This window comes from Thermosphaera sp. (assembly GCA_038827615.1).
In the GTDB taxonomy this organism is placed as follows: domain Archaea; phylum Thermoproteota; class Thermoprotei_A; order Sulfolobales; family Desulfurococcaceae; genus Thermosphaera.
In genome coordinates, this window is the sequence record JAWBNK010000001.1 from 1,121,739 (window position 1) to 1,143,047 (window position 21,309).

The 21,309-nt window shown below is 44.9% G+C and carries 21 protein-coding genes and 1 tRNA gene; 19 read left to right on the forward strand and 3 right to left on the reverse strand.

Features of this window, described 5'->3' with window-relative positions; genetic code table 11:
- Positions 1–3 precede the first annotated feature (3 nt).
- The 5 genes from QXH45_06220 (at position 4) to QXH45_06240 (ending at position 4,271) form a co-directional block, all read left to right on the forward strand.
- On the forward strand, positions 4–2,580 hold the full coding sequence (locus tag QXH45_06220; protein MEM2078839.1) for a DNA-directed DNA polymerase I: 2,577 nt from the start codon (positions 4–6) through the stop codon (positions 2,578–2,580).
- Positions 2,581–2,649: 69 nt separating this feature from the next.
- Positions 2,650–2,937, forward strand: coding sequence for a 30S ribosomal protein S26e (locus tag QXH45_06225; GenBank protein ID MEM2078840.1), 288 nt, complete (start codon positions 2,650–2,652; stop codon positions 2,935–2,937).
- 3 nt (positions 2,938–2,940) lie between these two features.
- On the forward strand, positions 2,941–3,396 hold the full coding sequence (locus QXH45_06230; protein MEM2078841.1) for a hypothetical protein: 456 nt from the start codon (positions 2,941–2,943) through the stop codon (positions 3,394–3,396).
- A 32-nt stretch (positions 3,397–3,428) separates the two neighbouring features.
- Entirely contained in the window at positions 3,429–3,782 is a 354-nt protein-coding gene (locus tag QXH45_06235) for a hypothetical protein (GenBank protein ID MEM2078842.1), read from the forward strand.
- A 54-nt stretch (positions 3,783–3,836) separates the two neighbouring features.
- Positions 3,837–4,271, forward strand: a complete 435-nt coding sequence (locus tag QXH45_06240) for a protein-lysine N-methyltransferase (protein ID MEM2078843.1) — start codon at positions 3,837–3,839, stop codon at positions 4,269–4,271.
- Here the strand turns inward: QXH45_06240 and QXH45_06245 are convergent.
- Positions 4,268–5,044 carry a tRNA (adenine-N1)-methyltransferase gene (locus QXH45_06245; protein MEM2078844.1) on the reverse strand — a complete coding sequence of 259 codons (777 nt, stop codon included), beginning with the start codon at positions 5,042–5,044 and terminating at the stop codon, positions 4,268–4,270. The genes QXH45_06240 and QXH45_06245 overlap by 4 nt on opposite strands.
- A gap of 116 nt (positions 5,045–5,160) precedes the next feature.
- Here QXH45_06245 and QXH45_06250 point away from each other — a divergent pair, with 116 nt between their 5' ends.
- Positions 5,161–5,613, forward strand: coding sequence for a DNA-binding protein (locus QXH45_06250; protein MEM2078845.1), 453 nt, complete (start codon positions 5,161–5,163; stop codon positions 5,611–5,613).
- On the opposite strand, the gene QXH45_06255 is transcribed toward QXH45_06250, so the two are convergent.
- Both QXH45_06255 and QXH45_06260 read right to left on the reverse strand, forming a co-directional pair.
- A complete protein-coding gene (locus QXH45_06255; GenBank protein ID MEM2078846.1) occupies positions 5,608–5,787 on the reverse strand; it encodes a ribbon-helix-helix domain-containing protein in 180 nt (59 codons plus the stop codon). The two genes, QXH45_06250 and QXH45_06255, sit on opposite strands and share 6 nt — an antisense overlap.
- 54 nt (positions 5,788–5,841) lie before the next feature.
- The gene (locus tag QXH45_06260) at positions 5,842–7,284 is read right to left on the reverse strand and encodes a phospholipid carrier-dependent glycosyltransferase (GenBank protein ID MEM2078847.1); all 1,443 of its coding nucleotides are present in this window, start codon (positions 7,282–7,284) and stop codon (positions 5,842–5,844) included.
- Between the two features lie 63 nt (positions 7,285–7,347).
- Here QXH45_06260 and QXH45_06265 point away from each other — a divergent pair, with 63 nt between their 5' ends.
- From QXH45_06265 to QXH45_06325, 13 genes are all read left to right on the forward strand, one after another.
- On the forward strand, positions 7,348–8,616 hold the full coding sequence (locus QXH45_06265; GenBank protein ID MEM2078848.1) for a hypothetical protein: 1,269 nt from the start codon (positions 7,348–7,350) through the stop codon (positions 8,614–8,616).
- A 31-nt stretch (positions 8,617–8,647) separates the two neighbouring features.
- Positions 8,648–8,735 (forward strand) — tRNA-Ser (locus QXH45_06270).
- A 243-nt stretch (positions 8,736–8,978) separates the two neighbouring features.
- The gene (locus tag QXH45_06275) at positions 8,979–9,911 is read left to right on the forward strand and encodes an SDR family NAD(P)-dependent oxidoreductase (protein MEM2078849.1); all 933 of its coding nucleotides are present in this window, start codon (positions 8,979–8,981) and stop codon (positions 9,909–9,911) included.
- A 218-nt stretch (positions 9,912–10,129) separates the two neighbouring features.
- Complete coding sequence (locus tag QXH45_06280; GenBank protein ID MEM2078850.1) at positions 10,130–10,342, forward strand: hypothetical protein; 213 nt, start codon at positions 10,130–10,132, stop codon at positions 10,340–10,342.
- A gap of 252 nt (positions 10,343–10,594) precedes the next feature.
- Positions 10,595–11,800 carry a glycosyltransferase family 4 protein gene (locus QXH45_06285; GenBank protein MEM2078851.1) on the forward strand — a complete coding sequence of 402 codons (1,206 nt, stop codon included), beginning with the start codon at positions 10,595–10,597 and terminating at the stop codon, positions 11,798–11,800.
- A 10-nt stretch (positions 11,801–11,810) separates the two neighbouring features.
- Entirely contained in the window at positions 11,811–13,058 is a 1,248-nt protein-coding gene (locus QXH45_06290; GenBank protein ID MEM2078852.1) for a glycosyltransferase family 4 protein, read from the forward strand.
- A gap of 11 nt (positions 13,059–13,069) precedes the next feature.
- Complete coding sequence (locus QXH45_06295; GenBank protein MEM2078853.1) at positions 13,070–13,735, forward strand: hypothetical protein; 666 nt, start codon at positions 13,070–13,072, stop codon at positions 13,733–13,735.
- Positions 13,736–13,926: 191 nt separating this feature from the next.
- Positions 13,927–14,709: a hypothetical protein gene (locus QXH45_06300; GenBank protein MEM2078854.1), complete on the forward strand. Its 783-nt coding sequence runs from the start codon at positions 13,927–13,929 to the stop codon at positions 14,707–14,709.
- Positions 14,710–14,715: 6 nt separating this feature from the next.
- Positions 14,716–15,906, forward strand: coding sequence for a glycosyltransferase family 4 protein (locus QXH45_06305; protein MEM2078855.1), 1,191 nt, complete (start codon positions 14,716–14,718; stop codon positions 15,904–15,906).
- Entirely contained in the window at positions 15,903–17,219 is a 1,317-nt protein-coding gene (locus QXH45_06310) for a glycosyltransferase (GenBank protein MEM2078856.1), read from the forward strand. The genes QXH45_06305 and QXH45_06310 overlap by 4 nt, the downstream gene beginning before the upstream one ends.
- 4 nt (positions 17,220–17,223) lie before the next feature.
- Positions 17,224–18,444, forward strand: a complete 1,221-nt coding sequence (locus tag QXH45_06315; protein ID MEM2078857.1) for a glycosyltransferase family 4 protein — start codon at positions 17,224–17,226, stop codon at positions 18,442–18,444.
- Between the two features lie 13 nt (positions 18,445–18,457).
- Complete coding sequence (locus QXH45_06320) at positions 18,458–20,011, forward strand: hypothetical protein (protein MEM2078858.1); 1,554 nt, start codon at positions 18,458–18,460, stop codon at positions 20,009–20,011.
- A gap of 846 nt (positions 20,012–20,857) precedes the next feature.
- Positions 20,858–21,309: helix-turn-helix domain-containing protein (locus tag QXH45_06325; protein ID MEM2078859.1), on the forward strand; the 452-nt coding region annotated here is incomplete at its 3' end.

Here is a 21,309-nt window from a genome sequence, read left to right on the forward strand (position 1 = left end):
TTGATGAAAATAAGTAGGATCGGGTACATAACGTCCCTGCCCTCGGAGACTTATGAGAAGGTTTTGACGAAGCCGCACTACCTTCTCGGAGTATACTATGATGGGAAGATAGAGAAGGCTATTCTCGAATTCGTCGACGAGAGGGGCGAGAAGCTCGTTAAAATGATTGATCCAACCCGGCACAAGCCCTATTTTCTCACACTAGATGATCCCGAGTCGATAAAGGAGAGGATCGAAAACCTAGAGAGAGCGGGCATCGACTCCCTCGAGGAAGTATACAAGATTAATCCCCTCACAATGGAGAAGATCCGTTTCATTAAGGTAGTTACTAGAGACCCGCTGGTCGTGAGGAAAATCAGGAGCAAGTTCAACACGGCTTGGGAGGCTAAGATAAAGTACCATGCAAACTACATCTACGACAATCAGCTCATACCTGGAATGAGGTATGTTGTCGAGGTTTCCAACGGCTTTCAGAAGCTCGTGATGGTGAAGCCGGAAGTACCTGCTACGCTGGTCGAGAAGGTCCGCGAACTATTCAAGAACGAGCCTCGTGAAACCGTATCCCTCGCCGAGGAGCTCCTGCTCATCTTCGAGGAAGCTCCCCCCAGGGTTAAGCGAGTAGCAGTCGACATTGAGGTTTTCACCCCGTTCAAGGGCAGGGTTCCGAGCCCTAAGCTAGCCGAATACCCGGTTATCAGCGTCGCCCTAGTTGGGAACGACGGGTTCAGCAAAATACTCCTGCTCGCTAGAGACTACAAGCACGATTTCGACTACATGATGGAGAATTATCCCAGCAACGCTGAGATAGAGGTCTTCGACTCCGAGAGGGAGATGATCCTGGAGGTCTTCAGGATCATCGGGCAGTACCCAGTGGTTCTAACCTACAACGGGGACAACTTCGACCTCCAGTACCTCTACATGAGGGCGATTAAGCTCGGAATACCGAGGGTCAACATCCCGTTGAAGATTGGAGAAGACATGGTGAGGATCGATACGAGCATCCACCTAGACCTTTACAAGTTCTTCTCCAACAGAGCGGTTAAGAACTACGCTTTCGGGGGCAAGTACCAGGAGGAGAAGCTGGACGCTGTCTCAAGCGCCCTGCTGGGGGTTTCGAAAATAGGTTTCGAGGAGACGATCGGCGACATATCCGCTTCTCTCCTAATAGCTTACAACTACAGGGATGCAGAGATAACGTTGAACCTGACGTTGTTCAGCAACGAGCTCGTATGGAAGCTGATGATCCTCCTGGCCCGCGTGTCGAAGACCAGCATCGAGGACATATGCCGGAGGCAGATTTCAAACTGGATTCAAAACCTCTTCTTCTGGGAGCACCGAAGCCTCGGATTCCTCATACCCAATAAAGAGGATATTCTCAAGCACGTTAGGAGCACGAGCACTAAAGCCATCATAGAGGGGAAGAAGTACGCGGGAGCCCTGGTCGTCGAACCCCCGAAGGGGGCTTTCTTCAACGTAGTCGTGCTAGACATTGCTTCACTATACCCGAGCATCATCAAGCGGTACAACCTAAGCTATGAGACAGTCGACATGAAGTGGTGTAAGAAGACCATAGACATCGTGGATGAAACAGGTAGGAAGCTACACGAAGTATGCGTCGACAAGCCGGGGTTGACCGCTCAGCTCACCGGGATACTCAGGGATTTCAGAGTCGGAATATACAAGAAGAGGTCGAAGGACAAGAACCTGCCCCCCGAACTCCTCGCCTGGTATGAGGTCGTTCAAAGAGCGATCAAGGTCTTCATAAACGCGAGCTACGGGGTCTTCGGGGACGAGAAGTTCTCGCTATACTCTCCCGCTGTCGCCGAGAGCGTTACTGCAATGGGCAGGAAGTCCTTCTACACTATCGTGAGGAAGGCGGCGGATTTAGGGGTTAAAACACTCTACGGGGACACCGACTCGATATTCGTTTGGGCCCCCACTCAGGACCAGTTGAAGAGGCTTCAAACCTGGATCCTCGACCGGCTGGGCCTCGAGATAGAGATCGACAAGGTCTTCACCTACGTTGTTTTCACCGGGCTCAAGAAGAACTACCTGGGGAGGACGGTTGACGGCGGCATCGAGATAAAGGGGCTGGTTGCTAAGAAGAGGAACACGCCGGAGTTCCTCAAGGACTTGTTCGAAGACATCCTGGAGAGGTTGAAGAGCGTTGAAAACCCGCACGACTTCGTCGAATTCGTGGAGTGGCTTGAACGCCAGGTGAAGACGATCCACCACGATATCAAGAGGAGGGAGATCACTCTCGACAGGCTCGCGATAAGAGTGGCCTTGACTAAGACGCCATCGCTCTACACTAAGACTAAGCCTCCCCACGTCAAAGCCGCTTTGCAGCTAATGAACTACGGGTACAGCGTTGAAGAAGGCGACATAATAACGTTCGTCAAGGTGAAGAGCAAGGAGGGTTATAAGGCGATACAGCTCACCAAGCTGCAGGAGGTCGACCCGGACAAGTATATAGATTTGGTTAAGAGCGGTCTCGAGCAATTCCTATCGGCGTTCGGGATCAAATGGGAGGATATCATTGGCTCCGGCGGCTTGGGCGACTTGTTGAGGAGTCGTTGAACACACCAATAAGTTTTATAACACTATTATCCTATAGATTGAGCAAGATTGTTTTCAAGGTGTTTACACATGCCGAAGAAGAGGGAGAGCAGAGGTAGGCATAAAGGGGATAAGGGAAAGGTTGAAATAATTCAATGCGACAACTGCGGCAGGAGGGTTCCAGCCGACAAGGCAGTGTGCGTTACGAGAATGTACAGCCCGGTTCCACCCCAGCTCGCCGAGGAGCTCGAGAAGAAGGGGGCCGTCATTCAGAGATACCCCGTCACCAAGTGCTACTGTGTATCGTGCGCCATCCACTACGGTATTATCAAAGTGAGAGCAGAGGAAGAGAGGAAGCCCAAGTCTACGCCAGTGTAGCGAATGAGGCTCCTATACGTAGAGCTGTCCCCTGGGTTGAAGCGCAAGGATATTTTTGACAGGATCGAATCGGTACACCGTAGTCTATCCTACCGGGATGTCGAAATCGGATTGCTCACGGCTAGGGGAGCAACCTACTTACTTAAAACGCTCAGGTACGACTCACTGGAGGTTCACGCCTCAGCATCCCTCGGGGAACTGCTGAGGGTTTTCTTCAGGGATTGCAAGCGAGTATATGTTTTAAGGGAGGGGGGTGAAGCGTTAAAGCCCGTTGAACCGTGCTACGTGTCTGGAGTCTACTCCGACCCGCCCGACCATCTCGAAGGCGTTCTCGAGTCGGTCGACTACTCGCCCGCGAAGCTGTCACTTGGCCCAACCCCCTACCTCGCCAGCTCGCTCATACCAATCCTGTACCGGCTGAATGAGCTGGAGCATATATTTAATACGTTTGCGAAATAATTAGAATATTAGCGAGGTTGAGGTTGGACCGTATGGTTAAGGTTAAGAAGGTTGTACTAGTCACGGCTCAACACCACCCTTATCATAAGATGTGGTTGAAAATGGCAGAGTCCTTGAGCAAGGCGGTAGGCGCTGAGCTGGAGGTGAGGGAGGAGGATTACGTCTACCTGGTTGAGCATGGAGATAAGGACGAGTTTGGAATGGCTTGGGCTCCCCAAATACTCGCAGAGCTTGATGATGGAAGAGTAGAGTGGCTTCTCTCGCAGCTCCCGTTGAACGAATCCCTCCAGCCCGACGAGTCGAAGGCTCAGGAGGTAATGCTGGAGAAGCTGAAGAATCTGGGCGTGGAGCCCGCTGGGGTAGCAACGGAGCATGAGGGAACTTGAGTTTTGACCCCCTACGTCCCGTACGTACCCACTCCCTACCCCGTGGTCAGGGAGATGCTTAAGATCTCTAGCGCTGGGCCAGACGATATCCTGTATGATCTTGGATGCGGGGACGGGAGGATACTGATCACAGCCGTCAAGGAGTTCCACGTAAAGAAGGCCGTTGGGATCGAGAAGGATTCCGAGAGGGTTAAGGAGGCGTCGGCTAAGATTAAGGAGGCAGGCGTCTCCGACAGGGCGGTGGTGCTGCATGCCGACTTCTTCGACGTGAGCATCGAGGAAGCATCCATAGTGACGCTGTTCCTGCTCACCTCGGTCAACGAGGCTTTGAAGCCGAAGTTTGAGAAGGAGCTGAGGGATGGGTCAAGGATAGTGAGCCACGAGTTCCGAATACCGGGGTGGAGGGAGGAGAGGATCGTGGACGTCAGGGACGATAACGGTTTAACCCACACTATTTACTTCTACGTTAAAGGCAGGCACAGGTTTTAGGAGACGATTATTTTTCGCGCGAAAACGATGAAGCCCGTGTGCCCCACCATGAGGGTTTGAGGCCTAGTGGCTCCCTCCTCGACGCTGTACTCCCTCAGCATCACCTCGTATGCGTGAATATCTGCGAACCCTCCGTGGCTCCTAAGGGATAGAATGGTTTTCTCGACCTGGTTCACCGTGGGCACGTAGGCTATGAGTGTGCCCGAGGGCTTTAGGGCTTCGTAAACGCTTCTCAACGCGTTCCAGGGATCGGGGATGTCCAGGAAGAACGAGTCCAGGCCGCTCACCCCGACCGGCTCCCTCACGTCGCGCCTCGCCAGCCTGACCCTGTGACCCAGGCCGTAGAGCTCCAGGTGGAGCCTAACGTTCTCCAAAGCCTTCTCGTTTATGTCGAAACCATAGACTACTCCCTGGTCGCCGACCAGCTCCGCCAGCGACAACGTTATGACTCCTGTTCCAACCCCCGCCTCCCCAACTGTGCTGCCCGGCTTCACCCCGGAGTAGTATATCATTAGGGAAGCGTCCTTGGGGTATATTATCTGAGTGATCCTCTTCACGGTCGACATGTAGTCGAGCCTCAAGGGGTGGAGGAGCAATGCTTTAACGCCGAGGCTTGTCTCGACTAATCCGCCATAGGGTTTCCCGACTAGTTCATCGTGTCTAATGAAGCCTTTGTCCGTTCCAAGGATCTTGCCGGGCGAGACTTTCACGACGAACTTCCTGGATTCATCGATGAAGACTAAGACCGTGTCTCCTGGTTTCACCGTGCTCATTTCAATCATCTTCAGCACTGGTGTCAATCATCACTGATCAGATATACCAACCTTCAACATCAAGGATTAAATAATTCCCAACCCGCTTATTAAGATACTCGTTGAAAGGTGGTTGAGTGGCAACCTACCTCTTCAGCATAAGACCTGTTTACGCATACAGGATTTTCACGGGAGTCAAGAAGTACGAGTTGAGGAGGTACCTGGGCTTCCAGATAGAGAGGGGGGATGAGATAGTCCTCTACGTGAGCGGCAGGGTTAAATCGATAATGGGGGAGTTCACAGCGGGCAGGGTGATAAGGGGTTCTCCCGAGGAGGTCTGGAGGAGGCTTTCAAGGATACCTGACGCCGGGGTCGGCGAGGGGGATTACAAGTACATAAAGGGTTCGAGGCAGGCGATGGCGATAGAGGTGTTGAACCCGCTGGTCTATCCATCCCCAGTGGACCTTACTACTCTTAGGAGAATAATTCCCGACTTCAACCCTCCGCTGAGCATGAAGATGCTCGATGAAAACGACCCATTGATAGAGTTAATAGTTAGGAGAGTGAGAAGGCTAGCTGAAAAATTATGACAACTCGCCTTCACTGATCCAGAGCTCCTTCTTCAACAAATCCCTGATGGCTACTCTGATGACCTCGCTCCTGCTGCTGTACCTCCCTATTTTGACTAGCTCATCCAATCCTTCAACATATATTTCAGGCATCTTAACGGTTATCAAGCGCATCCTCGATATAACACCAGCCATGATAAGCCCCGTTAGAGAATCGTGCGTCATTGATTTAAAAACCCGGGGATGGGGCTAAGCGATCAGCAGTTTCACCATTGCCTCCTTCAACCGCCCCCAGTAGCCGAGTGTGTCGATCAGCAGATCCCTGTTGAAGACTATGAAGGCTGCCTCGTAGACCAGGGTAGAGTAGACCAGGGGGGCTAGGTGAATGCTGTAGAAGCTGTACTGGCTCCTGCCCCCTATGATCCAGAGGGAGACGTAGCCTGCGAGGACGCCGAGGTAAGTCAGCCACAGCAGTCCAAACCTCCTCTCCCGCAGGCAAGCGGGGGTTAGGATCAGCGCTAGGATCAGGGATGGAGCCCAGAGGATCCAGGAGCCCGTTGCCCTCAGCGCCGAGCCGTCCGGATATATGTAGAGCGGAAACGCGTTCGCCCCCGTGAACCACTCCCACGGCGCCGACGCAACCGGGCATGAGGGCCCAGTGCACTTGACGCTCGCGTGCCACGCGAACGAGCCTATGAGGGAGTGTTTAACCCAGTTTGAAAACCCCATGTAGGAGGCTATTGGGATTGATGCGGCAGTCGTCAACGCCGTGAACAATCCTGCCGCGAGGAGGGCGGTGGTTGCCACTGAGTAGACCAGGGTTGAGAGCGAGGGATTCTTCTTCAAATCCCTCCTAGCGATCAAGAGTGCAACGGGCAGGAGGATGAATAGTGCTGAGAACTTGAACAATCCCCCCACGACGCCGGCGACTAAGGCCTGCTTAAGCCTCCCCCTCACCAAGAGCGCCAGCGACAGGACGGTGGAGAATGCCACGTAGATGTCGAGGAGCATTATGCTGGACATCGCCCTCGTCAAGGGGTCGAGCATTAGGAGGATTGCAACGGCCAGCGATACAGCTTGGTTTCTAGTGAGGCTGAGCACGGCAAGATATGTGAGGACCACAGTTAAAGCCCCTGCGACTATCGCGGGGAGCCTCCAGTGCAACGGGTAGTCTCCGAGACCCCATATGCTCAGCGCGACGAGGTATTTGACGACCGGGGGGTGCTCCCAGTTGATGTACTGGTTGACCCCGCTCGCGTCGGGGAGCATCCAGCCGGGGACTACGTCGACGACGTTGACGTACTCCTTGATCCTGGACAAGTATGATTCGAAAACCTGCTTGGACGGGGCGAGCACGTAGAACCCTTTGAGCTTCGAATAGTCCGCTCTCACAGACACGTTGAAAACTGCTGCATCGCCGCGAAGCCTTGCGTAGTCCACGAATCCGTCGTACACGATGGTGGCGCCGTACGAGGAGTTGGCGAGCCTGGGCTCTACGCGGAATATCTTGTACAGTATGTTCCTCGCAGAGGACACGTACCAGACTTCGTCCGATACGTATCCTCTCCCGCCCCGTTGGATCTCGAGGCTCGTGAACTCGGAGGCACTAGTGTAGAACAGTGCGAAGGATACAGTGAATAGCAAGGTGATGACCAGTATGTTGAAAACTTTTCCCCCGCCCAGCTTCTCCAAGCTTATACGCCACCGATAGTATAATTAACGATTAACCAATATAAACGAGTATTGGTGGCCTTATTGGAGGGTTATTGGAGGATTTATGCGGTCGTCGCCGCCGCGTTGATCGCTTCAATCATTATTCACATGCCCGTCGAGGTTCAGGAACAGGTTTTCCGCGCAGTCGTGAACCCCAGCCCAGTCTACAACGACGTGTACAGTTCTTACTACAAGGGTGTTTTGGCAAGCCCCTGCACCAGTGCAGTGCAGTGGGTTAACCAGGACGCCAGGGCTATGCTTTGCCTGGGCAGGAGGGTCTTCCCGGTCCCGTACCTGGACTACAAGCTGCCCGAGGCGCCGCTGGCGGGTCTCGCCTGGCTTGGGCTGACCGGGCTCGCATACTTGCTCGCCGGAGACGTTCTATCCCCCTCCTACGCTGCCGCCTTGTATATTGTTCAATCCCTGGCCTCCTCGCTCTCGGTTCTCACGGCGCTGGTGCTCCTCCATCGCTGGGCCAGGGGCCGCGACCTGGGCGGGCAGCTCCCAATCGGCCTCGCCAGCGTAATCGTTTACGGAGTATACGGGTTCGACTCAATAGCCCTCCCCCTCTACATCCTGTTCGTCTCAAGCCTCCTCGACAAGAAGTATTCGAGAGCCCTCTTGTTATCGAGCGTTTTAACGGCCTGGAACCCTTTCTTCACCGTCCTCCTGGGGCTCACCATAGCCTACATGGCTTTTGAAGCCGGCTCCCTGAAGGATTACGCTGGGCTCGCCGCGGCTCCCGCAGCCTACGCCGCGCTTTACCTAGCCAGCCCTCCCTCCTTCGAAAACCTCGTCTCCAAGTACGTCAGCCCCGTGTTCAACAGCAGCATATACTGGTTGTTCACGGGCGCGGCGAGCCCTCAGGCACTATACGCTGCAGCGTGGGGGGTTGCATCCTCGCTGATCCTAATCCTCTACGGCCTCCGCTCGACAAACGGGGGCTTAGCCGACCACGCGGCTTCAATAGTGGCTGCAGCGTGGATCCTGAACCCTGTAGCCGTCCCCCAGACGGTCTTGTTCATCATCCCCCTGCTCCACCTCCGCGGAGCCGACCGGAGGGTCCAAGCCTCCGCACTGGCCTCCGAGCTGTTGAACGCCCTAGTGATAATCACCTGGTTCCACGACGCAGCAATAAGGAGTGCTTTAAACCACTATATGGGGCTCGGCCTCCCGGTGGAGAACAATCCAGCCTCAGCGTCTTCACCAGTATTCTGGATCATACAAGCGAGGAACGCCCTAGTGATAGCTCTAACGGCTAGGCTCATCGCAGACTACTGGGAGGGGCTGAAAAACCAGGGGAAACATTAATAAGTACAAGAGAGGTAATATGAAAACCGAAGCCGGGGTCGCCTAGCCTGGTAGGGCGCCGGCCTGCTAAGCCGGTGGGGGAACACCCCGCGCGGGTTCAAATCCCGCCCCCGGCGCCACCCCTCATAAACACCCACGATATCCTCCACAGGACCAACGTACTTATCCCCATGGTACAGGTAGAACCTACCCTTCACAACTTTAACCCTCCAAGTGGAAGGCAAAACGGTTACCCCCGCGATGTGGATACACCTTCGAGGTATAAAAAGTATATTGAGAGACTTGATGAAGGGGTAACTCTATGCTAACTCTAGGACTTCGTAGAGCGTTAAGGGCTGGATCTACTCACTAGGGTGGAGTCCGTGAGAGTCTTGATCACCGGGGGCGCAGGTTTTATCGGTCATAACGTAGCGCGCTACCTAGCTAAGAGGGGGTACGATGTTGTAGTTGTTGACACTATGGAGAGGTCGAGTGCTTTTGCTTTGAGGAGGCTTGAAGAGCTTGGGGTGCCTATCGTAAGAGCTGATGTTAGGGAGTACGGTGGTTACGGTGGTGTCGATGTAGTGGTGCACGCTGCGGCTTACGTAAGTGTAGAGGAATCAGTTAGAGAGCCCATCAAGTACTTCGAGAACAACGTCTTGGGTACCGCTAGGGTTGGCTACGAGTGCGGGAAGAGGGGTATAAGGCTAGTGTACCTAAGTTCAGCAGCAGTCTACGGAGAGCCGCTGAAGCTACCCATAGGTGAGGATCACCCAGTGAGACCTCTATCGCCCTACGGGTTGAGCAAGCTTCAGGGAGAGGAAGTGCTGAAGGTCTTCGCATCTATATATGGCTTAAAGTACGTAACTCTGAGGCTATTCAACGTGTATGGACCTGGTCAGAGCTCTTCGTACGCCGGTGTCGTAACGGTCTTCTTGGAGAAAGCCTCGAGGGGTGAACCACTAGTAATCTACGGCGAAGGAACTCAGACTAGAGACTTCGTGTGCGTTGAAGACGTAGCTAAAGTGATCGAACACATAGTTAGGGAGGAGGTCTTCGACAACGAAGTCTACAACATCGGCTCTGGAAAGCCTACCACGATCGAGGAGCTCGCTAGAACCATCATGAAGCTATTGGGTAGGGAGCTACCGATAGTGCGTATGCCACCGAGACCTGGAGACATAACGCATAGTGTAGCCGACATCAGCAAGATAGTGAGGCTTACCCAACTTAAGCCAACACCACTCGAAGAAGGGCTTAAGAAGACCATAAGCGAGCTAAAAACATACGGTACCCAGAATCCCAGCTCTAGGTAGCCCAGAAGTCGAGAGAATACTAACGGCATCAACTTTCTCGCCTCTCGGGAGAAAGCCGATGCGGATACTAGACGAAGTTAAACTTCGCATAGAAGTATGTCAAAACAGCCCAAATCTGCCGAAACAAAGCACTAGTTTAGTCATCTATAGCCAGCAGGATACAGACTATCAAGACATATATGGAGGACAACAGTATTAGTTACAGTGGGGCTGTGACAATGAAGAGGAGCAAGGAAGACGACACGGAGTTATACGTGATTGCATTCAAAGAACTGATCAACGAGGTTGTGAGTAGCCTCAGTAGAGAAGAAGCAATAAACTACATAACGAGAGAAGTCCTCCCAAACATAAAAGCAGCATTCAAACCGGAGAGGTACCAGGAAGTAAAGAGATACGCCGAAGAAAAGCTCGGAACAAGACTACCTGACTAGCAACTAGAGGCAGACACCTTGAGAGAGACTCTCACAAAGAAGCTGACAGAAAGCATCAAGCTATGGCTAGCCCGAAGAAGACTTATAGTCGTAGCTGAAGCGATAAACCAGGAGAAGAAAATATACAGAGTATACTGCCCAAAGTGTAAGGCATGGCATACCACACACCTAAGCGGGTATCCAGAAAACGAACACTTCCACCTACCATGTAACGAGGTGCTACAAAAGTAAGAATGAGAGCCGGTATACATTATGAGAGGTGATAAAGCACTGCACGTCGCAATGCTGTGCTCATATTTCAACTTCAAAACCGGAGGGCTCGAAAAACATGTATATTACTTAACTCGTGGTTTAATTAAACATGGTATTAAAGTAACATTAGTTACCGCATATAGAGACCCTTATACTAATGCAACTATACCGCCCTACAAAGGTGACAATCTGACTATAATTCCTCTCAGGTATTGTATAGCCCCACTTAATAATCCACTTTTACACAGTTTACCCAAGGTTCTCTCTACAATAAATTCAGATGTTATACATGTTCATGACCACTATTTTTATGGTTCTGCGATTTTATCATTCTTAAAAAAGATAATCAGGCGTCCAATGGTTCTAACTATACACACATCTAAGTTACACTATGATAACTTCTGGAAAAACCTAGTTTCGGATATATATGACATATCAGTAAGTAGAACGATATTTAAAGCATCAGATAAAATAATAACAGTTACACGTACTACGGCTTACGAGTTGATTAATCATGGAGTCCCTGAAGATAAACTAGTATACATTCCCAATTTTCTTACAGTAGATTCTCTAGAAGAGTATGATGAAAAAACATATAGTGATATTAAGAATGGTGAGAGATTCAAGATACTATACGTTGGGAGGCTCGTCTACCGAAAAGGTCTTCACATTCTTTTAGACGCATTTAATATAGCGTTAAGAGACAGCATAATTCCTCAGAATTCTCTTCTTATGATTGTAGGTAAAGGACCTCTTGAAGTCAAACTAAGAAGAAGCGTTGAACTTAACCCTAACCTTAAGGGGAGGATAATGTTTTGGGGGGCAGTAACGGATAGTGTGCTTGGAGCTCTCTATAGGGCATGTGATGTTGTGATTTTACCATCCTTAAGCGGAGAGACTACATCTCTAGTCCTTCAGGAAGCGATACTTTTAGAGAAGCCATTTATAACATCACTAGTTGGTGGTGTGTATGATTACTTACTCGATGGTTTCTGGGGCTTTTATGTACCTCCTGGAGATGTTCGAGCTCTTGTTGAAAGTTTAGGTAAGGCATACAAGTTACTAGCGGAGAATCAAAAGTTTATTCGTAGAAAAGTTCGTGAAAATAAAGAAAAACTCCTCAAGACGCGTTCCTCGGAACATATTATTCTTAGGACGATACAGACTTATTATGAAGCAATAAATAATTACTACGCTGAGAAATAGAGATGAGATTATGCTTTCTATTGGAGTAATCGGTACAGACTTAAACCCTCCCTTAAATGAAGGAATTAAAAACACTGTCCATGAAATATACAGACGCATGGCTAGGAAAGGTATTGAAGTTCTCTTGATCACAAAGGGATGGTCCCGTGAGGAACAATCTACCTGTTTGAATGATATGGAATCAACGGAATATGGAGGGTTAAAAATATGTTCCATCCCCGTAGTTAAACATCGTTCAGCTTACTCGCATTTAACCGGCGCTCCTAGCTTCATTACGGTGCTACCCCTGTACTTAAAAAGTATATATGCCCGCTTACCTATTGACATATTTCACATCCACACATCATTTGCGACTCTTAATTCTCTCATAGCTTTTCAAATCAAATCTCTCTTTGAGTTTAAAGATTCTAGAATCGTAGTTACACAGTATTCAAGTACGTTTAGTCCATATGTATTTGGGGAGTTTGATTTGAAGTCTCTAATCGTTCCATTACTTTCGAGCCACGTATCTCTTGAATACGCACCAGCAGATCTCATTATCACCTTAAGCAAGAGAGTTCGTAATGCTTTAAAGAGGCATTTTGCTAAAAGAGTTATATGGTTTCCACACATAGCTATAGACACTGAAAAGTTCAAGCCTGATAAGAAATGTAGAAATAAAATTAGAGACGAGCTCTCAATAGATGATGAGACCATTGTATTATTATATGCAGGCGACTTGACCCCCACACGCGGCATAGAGTTCTTTATAGATGTAATTAGGTATGCTATAAGAAGTTATCGTTATCCTATTAAAGGCTTGATACCATTGAAAGACATCAATACAAGACTGGATAAGTATAACTACATCATGGGCTTACTAAGGAGTAATGGAATTGATAGACATGTAGAAATACTAGGTTACAGAGAGGATATTAACTGCGTTATAAATTCAAGCGACATAGTTCTCATGCCACTGAGGAAAAATTATGGTTTCATGGATTTGCCGAGATTTCTGCTTGAGGCTATGTCATGCGGTAAGCCAGTCGTAACAACTACGGTTGGGGCTATTGCCGAATCGTTAAATAGTTGGATAAATAGTGTGTTGTGCAAACCAGACGACTTGAAATGTTTTATTTTGACTGTAAGAAATCTGATTGAAAACCATACTTTGAGAAATGAGATAGGTATGAATGCGAGAAGAACTATTATGGAGGTCTACAATGCCGAGAAAGTAAGTGATAGACTGTATCGAATATATAATATGCTATTAATGTAAAAAGTGAGACTATGTTGTTATGTCTTGATGGCATTGATGGTGCTGGCAAAACCACCCAGGCAGCGCTTCTTCAAGTATATCTCTTAAGTAAAGGTCATAGTGTAGTAATATTGAAACCATTCCACTTCGTGGGATGGGGTCTTAAGAGATTTAATGATAAGATGCGGAAACTAACTAGCTTATTTAAACAGGCACAAATACGCAGTTATAGAACAGGTCTGAGCACTCATATAAAAACTCCTCCCGTTACAGTATACGTAACAAATCTCGCCTTATTGTTATTGGTAATAATTAACTTAAAATTTGAAATTATTATAAGTAGAATCGTTTATGGAGCAGATGTGATTATTATTTACGATAGATTCTATTTCGATAAATTGATTCCTGTAAATAAAATCCAGTACAGACTATTTTATGCTATCTTAAAGCACGTTATTAACAATCGTTGCGTTATTCTTGACATCCCTACCTCAATCGCATATAAAAGAATGAAAGATGTGCACGACAAGCTTATGCCAAGGAAGCATTACGATACTTTGAGAAAATGGTACAAAATATACGCAAAGTTACTTGGCTTTCCTATCATAAACGCATCTCACCTCTCTCTATTAGAAACTCACGCTCTTATAATATCCACCTTTGAAAATATAATTTACAAAAGAGGAAATGATACATGATCAGCAATAGTAGAGAAATCTGTAAAGAGCTGGATTTATTGATTGAAAGCGTCTCTCCACGTGAAGCTTGCCGCAGTTTACTGTTAAATCAACTAGACTTTTATTACGTTACTCATTGTACAAAAGACATTCCCTTAAGAATAACGCGGGTATGTGGAGCGTACCTTAGAGATTCGATAAGAGGTGTTAGGTTGGCCGCTCGCACGATTACATTTTTGGACGATTTATTAAAAAAGGAAGGTGTAGAGTATATTTACGTAAAAACCTACAGACCCATACCTTATGCACCAAACGATATTGACATATTAATACATGAAGAGGATTTTGAGTACTTTACAAGGTTGTTAAACACTTACGGATTTAAGATTATGCGACGGGGTGTCGAGGTAAGATGTCTTAGAGAAGATATGACTAGGATAGATGTTTATTCCTCAATAATCTATGCTGGCGTTAAATTCGATATTAAACACCAATTATTTTCAAAGAGAACACACGTCAATTTTCTCGGTATCCATAATTTTTCAATTCCTTCCCCCGAACTAGATGCATTAATAGTATTGCTACATGACGTACTTGGACATAGAACAATCAATTACTTGGATTATTATTACATTAAGCATTACTTACTCAGGAACCTTACTAGCAATACTGTTTTAAGGTTCTTATATGATGTAACGAAGGGCGCTCATCTGGTTAAGAGGTGTATTGCATTACTTCTCTCGCTAGAACATGAGGGGGACCTTAAAAATATTAAGAACTTTCCCATAGCATTTGCCCCGTCTCTCATGCTCAGTATGATGTTAGGCATTAGCCTTCAAAAGAAGATTCTGTATAGTAGTTCTCTTCTAGTTGATATTTTTCTACGTCTTTACAACAGTTATAAAAACGCTATACCAGAGGAACTTAGGAAAGCTATACAAGCAGCTCTTTTCTATCACAGGTTAATTGTAGGAGATAGACATACTGCATGGTGACCATGGATGACAATGGTAATTACTCATATATGTGGAAAATACAGACCTTCCATTGATGGATTATCAAACTATGTTTACAACTTAACCATTAGGCTGAAAAATAATTACAAAATATTTATAGTGACTACTGATGTCATAAAGCACGTGAATGTTCTTCGAGCTCTAACTTATAGCAAATCTATCGAATTACTAGATAAGAATCTTCATGTTATAAGACTGTCTACACATCCACCGTACATGCCTTACTTCTGGAGTTATGGAGTCACCTTGGAGTTAATCAAGCGAAAAAGTTTGCTAGCTGATAGTGATGTCATACATATTCATTCATACATGCAGTGGCACTCAGACCTCTCAGTAATTCTAAGTAAATACTTGAATAAGCCATGTATTTTAACTATTCATGCGTATGGCTACTACAAGGGAAAGTTGCTTGGTATGTTATCAAAATTTTATCACAGCTCAACGACTAAATATCTCCTATCTAAGCCTGATTTAATAGTAGTCTTAGATCCAATAGCATATAAGTTCTTTACTAAATTAATTCCAGAGAGTAAAGTTAGAATGATTCCAAACGGCATAGACTACGACCGGTTTAATATAGCTATTCCACAAGAAATCCTGCAATATATAAAGTCGTCGTTGAGATTAAAGCAACATGTTATTCTATACGTGGGTCAACTTATACCACGTAAAGACGTAGAAACATTAGTACGAGCATTCAAATTACTTGTCAAAAAGGGGTATAGCAACATTAGCCTGCTGATTGTTGGTGACGGTCCAGATTATAGCAAGTTACTAAAACTGGTTAGCTCTCTGCAGTTAACAGAAAGCATCAGAATATTAAGGAGAGTAAATGATGACTTTCTTGTGTATATCTACAAAGTTGCTGACCTATTTGTACTACCTTCATATTACGAAGGCTTGCCTACAGTGATTCTAGAGGCTTTCGCATCAGGATTACCGGTCATAGCAACAAAGGTTGGCGGAGTTCCATGGCTTATAAAGTCAAGTAAAGCTGGAATACTTATTAAACCAGGAGATTATGTTGCTCTGGCTGAAGCTATAGAGAACATATTCACTAACGACTATGTTAAAAGGTACATGTCCATGAACGCAACACTATATGCTAAGAACTTCGACTGGAACATCATAGCTTCTTTAGTTGAAAAATTATATAAAGAGGTTGTATCGAGTTGAAGAATACTACAACAAGTATGTTTAAGCCTCTTCGTCTGTTTACACTGCTCACTTTAGCGCCAATAATTAATGTAGTTGTTTCAGGTGATAAAGTATATGTAGATAAAGAAAAGAAATGTGTAACAATACTATTTAGTGGGAACATTACGAGTCGTCGTGCGGCGCATATTATGAAATTCCTCGAGATATTATCGCCTTGGATGAATTGTATAAACATTGTGGCAACACGCATTGAGAAAGAAGCAGTAATAGATTTCTCTTCATATCGTCGAGAACGATTTTCGGGAGGTCCTCAAGTAAGATTCGTAATACTAGAACCCCAATTTAACTCTATTGAAAAGAAAAAGTCGTTATTAAAGGATATTGTTATTAGTCTAGCTCAGCTCCCAAGAATACGTGAATACCTAAAGTGTGATGGTATTCTAATTACTGGCACAATAAACATAGCCAATGTTATGCTGTCACGTCTCTCTTCCTCGAAAAGCAGACTACTGGTCTTTGCAGGAGGTTTCAGCTATATGGGGATAGAAGCGAACTCGCTGAAGAATGCCGCAAAGAGATGTCTCATATATCTGATCGAATTCGTTCATACCTTACTAGCCGATTATTTACTTATTGAGGCTCCTACAATGAGGAGGCATGTACCTTTTTCAAAAGTAACTAATGCTTTACTTAAAAATAAATTAATAGATTTCGCAAACCTATGTGTCGAAGATTATTTCTTTCAAGACTGCGAAAAGTTTGAATCGAGAATATATGACATAGGATATGTTGGTGCACTAGAAGAGCGAAGATATATTAAAGAGCTCCTGTTAACTATGAAATATCTACCTAGGTTTCTCAATAAAAAAGTAAGAGTGCTGATAATAGGTGATGGACCTTTAAGGCATGTGGTAGAAAGTTTCGCAAAAAAATACAGAGACCCCGAAAGTGCTATATTTGTTGACTACATTCCGTCAGTTCCACGTTATCGATTACAAAACTATTATCGAAAAATAAAGATATTGGTCTTGCCCACTAGGAGCGACGGGCTTCCGAATACTATCATTGAAGCTATGGCAAGTTGTTGTACAGTTATTTCGACGGACATAGGTGGTATACCAAGCGTAATTGATAATAACGTTACCGGATTTATCATACAAAATGGGAACATCGTTTTAGAATTACTTAAACTAATAAAACAATTGTTCAGCAATGACTATAAAATAGCTAAAATTGGAACCAATGCTAGACAAAGAGTTTTAAAATCCTTTAGTAAAGTTCCAGTACAAATTAAATGGAAACATATACTAGATCTTGCTAGGAGGGCGTAGCGCTTTGAGGATAGTAGAAGTATCCACGAATCTTATTCCTTCTCCTCCCCTTAAGGGCGGAGCAATTGAAAGATTTGTTTTTAATATCTCAAAATCACTAGTAGCCTTAGGTTTAGAGGTTCACTTGATCTCTGTGAATAAGAAGCGCGGCATCAATAAAATAGATGGGATAATTAGGCACACTTATCCAAGAGAGATCTCTATTTTCGACGAAATAATAGATAAATCCATGTACAAGTTTAACCCTCATGCTAAGAAATTGAATACCAAGACGACGTTATACATCTATAACATTATGTCATTCATTAAGGAGACATATGGTTCGATCGATGTGATCCACAACCATTCGTTAACAACAGCTGTCTCACCCATACTCTTTCAGAAGACTCGCTCTAAAAATACGCTGTTAATTATGCACCACCACAATGTTTCTCAACCAAATATGATTAACAAAGTAATTCTCAAACAATACGATTTACATTTAGCTGTAAGCAAGTACGTAAAGAATGAGATCATGAAAAGATTTAAGATACCTGCTGAAAAAGTTCTCGTTGTCTATAATGCCATCAACGTCAACAAGTATAAATGCTCAGACACAAAACAGTCTAAGTTAAGAGACTTATTTGGAATAGATGGAGATGGGGTTGTCCTATTATACGTTGGCAGAATAACACCTGAAAAAGGACTACATCATTTAATAGAAGCTTTCAAAATAGTTCGTCGAAAGCTGTCTTCTACAAAAGTAAAGCTCTTTATTGTGGGACCCGTGGGCCAGTTTCATTCATCAAGTATGAGGGATGTAGCTTATTTTCAATTCATCGAAAAACTTGTGTATTCATATGGACTGTATAACGATATAAAATACTTAGGACATTATGATGAAAATTCAATACTAGACGCCTATACAGCCGCAGACGTAGTGATTGTCCCCTCCATATGCCAAGAAGCGTTTGGGCTTGTAATAATTGAGGCTCTTGCATCCTGTAAGCCGGTGGTTGCATACCCCGTAGGAGGGGTACCTGAAATACTTGAACCTTTGAACTACGGCTTTCTTGCTAAGTCGGTTTCGCCTATTGAGCTTGCGGAGGCTATCATTAAGATTATTTCTAACTATGATAACGTGAACCTAGGGTATTTAAGAGAATACGTGGAAAAAAGATTTTCAATAGAATCCGTAGCAAAGAGATTAAAAACGATATTTGAAATGTATGTTAAAAATAAATAGTGAGGAACGCTAAATGCTTAAAGGTCACACTTTAGCGATACTCTGGACATCGATCCTCTTACCAACATTAATAGTGTGTTTCTATGAAATAACAGACAATTTTAACTATCGAACAGTAGCCTTCGTCAAATATTATCAAGATGCACTTTCTCTTCCTATTTATGAAGAGACCTCATTTAAAACCTCCATAGGTAGTGGTGTAAGGGTGCATCCTCTTCACGAACTTCACTTCTTAATAATTGAACGAATCTTGGGTTTGGACGCGAAAGTATATCAAAACTTTCCGCTGGGCATTGTATTGATAATTTTACTATATACTATGATACTGGCACTATGTAATCCATCTTCGTATACGATTAGAGCTCTCTATCTAGTTCCATTTATATCGTTTGTTTACACGTCTCCTCTTATAGGCACGTATATTCCTACCTATGGTTATATTTTGTTCCTATCACTGCTAATAGTTTTGTATAAACACTCTTACTACCAAAAATATAAGCAAAGTGATCTAATCGCTGGAGTAACATTAGTTATTGCCTTGAATTTTATCTATTACACGGCCTATATGTCTTTGATCTCCATTCTAGCCCTAAAGCTCGTGCTAAGCTTACTGTTAAGGAATAAATCTAGAGAGATCAGTCGTGATGCTATGATTTTGTCTATCCTTGTAATTCTTTTTTCTTTCAACGAGATACTATATGAGACAATAGAGAAGATTACATTGGGCCAGGGATGGGATTTTAGCCTTTATTTAGCTATTTCAAGGGTTTTAGGTAAGATGATGGGTAATATCGAGATAGAACAGGATCCTTATGTTTTTATAATGCGCATGAGTTGGTATTATTCCATTCTCAACATTGCCAGAGTCATATTTGTAGCTTTAATCACGACAGCATTTTTGCTCGTAGTTACTTTTAAACTTCTTGTAGACAAAAGGATGCTGTCTATCAATCAGGCTCTAGTATTTGTTACAGCGATTTCAATGATGCCTATTGTTGTCATGATTATATACATCATTTATGGAGGTTATCCAAGGTACGATCTATTCTTCTTTGTTTACCCAATAGTTGCATCGATAATACTGGCTAACTTTAAATTTAACAAACTCCGCAAAATCTTCATGGTATTGGTTATTTTAGCATCGATGGTATCTGCCTTAACCTATACGTTTTTTATAATGGAGGATAAAGTGGTACTTCTTCCCTATTCGTACAAAGATGCCAGTTATGTCTATCAATACCTTTCTCTATGTGATAGGACAAGCAAGATTAGAATTCTATCTGATTTTCGTACTCTTGGCATATTCACGGTATTATTGGCAGAAAACGGTGTAACTTTGCACCCGGTTTTCTTCAGCTCTGATGTTTATGATGCGCTGCTAAAAGGCGACATTACCAGTAAGGACGTAGATTTCATAATTATAAATAAGAGATTAGCAGATAGGCCTGTTACTAGTGTGTTTTGGAATTACTATCATCCCTTAGAACCCTTTATGGATAATATTACCCAAGCATACGAACTTGTATATAACGATAATTATCTCTATATAGTCTACCCATCTCGTTGAAGTTAAAGTATAATTGATTCGTAATGAGAAAACGTATCAAGATACCCCACATATCAATATATCATATCTTCTCATATTCTCGTATTATAATCGGTAATTCATTCTTCTCTACCTACATATCAGAACAAGTTTTCCAACCTAATCTCTACGTAGAAGTATGCTTTCGCGTTTATTTTATTCAGGTCTAAATCTAAATATGTATTTCATAGAGGTTTTCGCTTGGTTATTTCTACGTTTTTCGATCTCGTGATACTGTATACGTGACCACGCCATCTTACACAATATTAAAAATTAAAACTGTATATACCTCTACGTTGCGGCGTGCAGTCTGAATGTCTACCAACGTGAAGTATTGGCGAGAATAGATGTGATTAATGTGGCAAAATTATCCTACGACCTGAGTGAAAGCCGTCCGCTAACTAGACATTTTCGCTCTCCACGGATTCTGGTGCTATATCAATATCTCTTCTAACGCGTTAGATGACTCGTTAGCGGATTTCCTGATACTGGGCTAGAAATATTCCTAATAGACCTATGGAGTATTACACTTTACTACTCTAAAACCTTCAAAAACCTTATGAAAAGCTAAATTAAACATCAAAAGCTGGCGGACTAGAACCAACTTCCTACATCAAAACTCATTAAAACCTCAAGAAGACTTGAATTAAAACCTTATGAAGGTAGTTCGGAAAGCTTGACCACAGGATCACTCACCAGGACCGAGAACTGCTAACGCACCACACAACTACCTCTCCGCTGTTTCACTCCTGCGGATAGTGCTATGTGTGATGGGTGTTTTATAATAATTTTTATATAACGTATGCGTCTGTGTTATTGGGTGGTTGTGTGCCTAGGAGGAGGTACGACGATGCTGTGTTGAGGGAGAAAGCTGTTGAGTTAAGGGAGAAAGGGTATACGTATAGGCAGATTGCTGAAGTTCTTGGCTGTAGTACGTATAAGGTTTGGGAGCTTCTCTCCGGGTACTCAGAGGTTAGGTCTAGGGTAAAGCAGTTTGCTGACTTGTTTGGTCGGGTCGATAGGCTCTTAGCTCAAGTTAAGGAGCTAGAGGATCGGTTGGGCAGTATTAAGAGGTTAGGCCACGGGAACTTGCAGGATGCTGTGTTAGAGCTCCATAGGAGGGTTTCTGCTATAGAGCGTGAGATTGACACTCTCAGAAAGTTTGCTAAGATGAGGGTTAAGGGAAAGTACTCCTGTGTTCACGTGAATGAGAAGGGTTTGTGTGGGGTAATGAGGCTGAGTGAAGAGATATCTCAGCTGAGTGTTGAGGAGGTAGGTGG

Bases quoted from the DNA above. Each gene is read 5' to 3' on its own strand.
- QXH45_06220 (MEM2078839.1), top strand. From the start codon at position 4: ATGAAAATAAGTAGGATCGGGTACATAACGTCCCTGCCCTCGGAGACT.
- QXH45_06225 (MEM2078840.1), top strand. From the start codon at position 2,650: ATGCCGAAGAAGAGGGAGAGCAGAGGTAGGCATAAAGGGGATAAGGGA.
- QXH45_06230 (MEM2078841.1), top strand. From the start codon at position 2,941: ATGAGGCTCCTATACGTAGAGCTGTCCCCTGGGTTGAAGCGCAAGGAT.
- QXH45_06235 (MEM2078842.1), top strand. From the start codon at position 3,429: ATGGTTAAGGTTAAGAAGGTTGTACTAGTCACGGCTCAACACCACCCT.
- QXH45_06240 (MEM2078843.1), top strand. From the start codon at position 3,837: ATGCTTAAGATCTCTAGCGCTGGGCCAGACGATATCCTGTATGATCTT.
- QXH45_06245 (MEM2078844.1), bottom strand. From the start codon at position 5,044: ATGAGCACGGTGAAACCAGGAGACACGGTCTTAGTCTTCATCGATGAA.
- QXH45_06255 (MEM2078846.1), bottom strand. From the start codon at position 5,787: ATGGCTGGTGTTATATCGAGGATGCGCTTGATAACCGTTAAGATGCCT.
- QXH45_06280 (MEM2078850.1), top strand. From the start codon at position 10,130: ATGAAGAGGAGCAAGGAAGACGACACGGAGTTATACGTGATTGCATTC.
- QXH45_06285 (MEM2078851.1), top strand. From the start codon at position 10,595: ATGAGAGGTGATAAAGCACTGCACGTCGCAATGCTGTGCTCATATTTC.
- QXH45_06290 (MEM2078852.1), top strand. From the start codon at position 11,811: ATGCTTTCTATTGGAGTAATCGGTACAGACTTAAACCCTCCCTTAAAT.
- QXH45_06295 (MEM2078853.1), top strand. From the start codon at position 13,070: ATGTTGTTATGTCTTGATGGCATTGATGGTGCTGGCAAAACCACCCAG.
- QXH45_06305 (MEM2078855.1), top strand. From the start codon at position 14,716: ATGACAATGGTAATTACTCATATATGTGGAAAATACAGACCTTCCATT.
- QXH45_06320 (MEM2078858.1), top strand. From the start codon at position 18,458: ATGCTTAAAGGTCACACTTTAGCGATACTCTGGACATCGATCCTCTTA.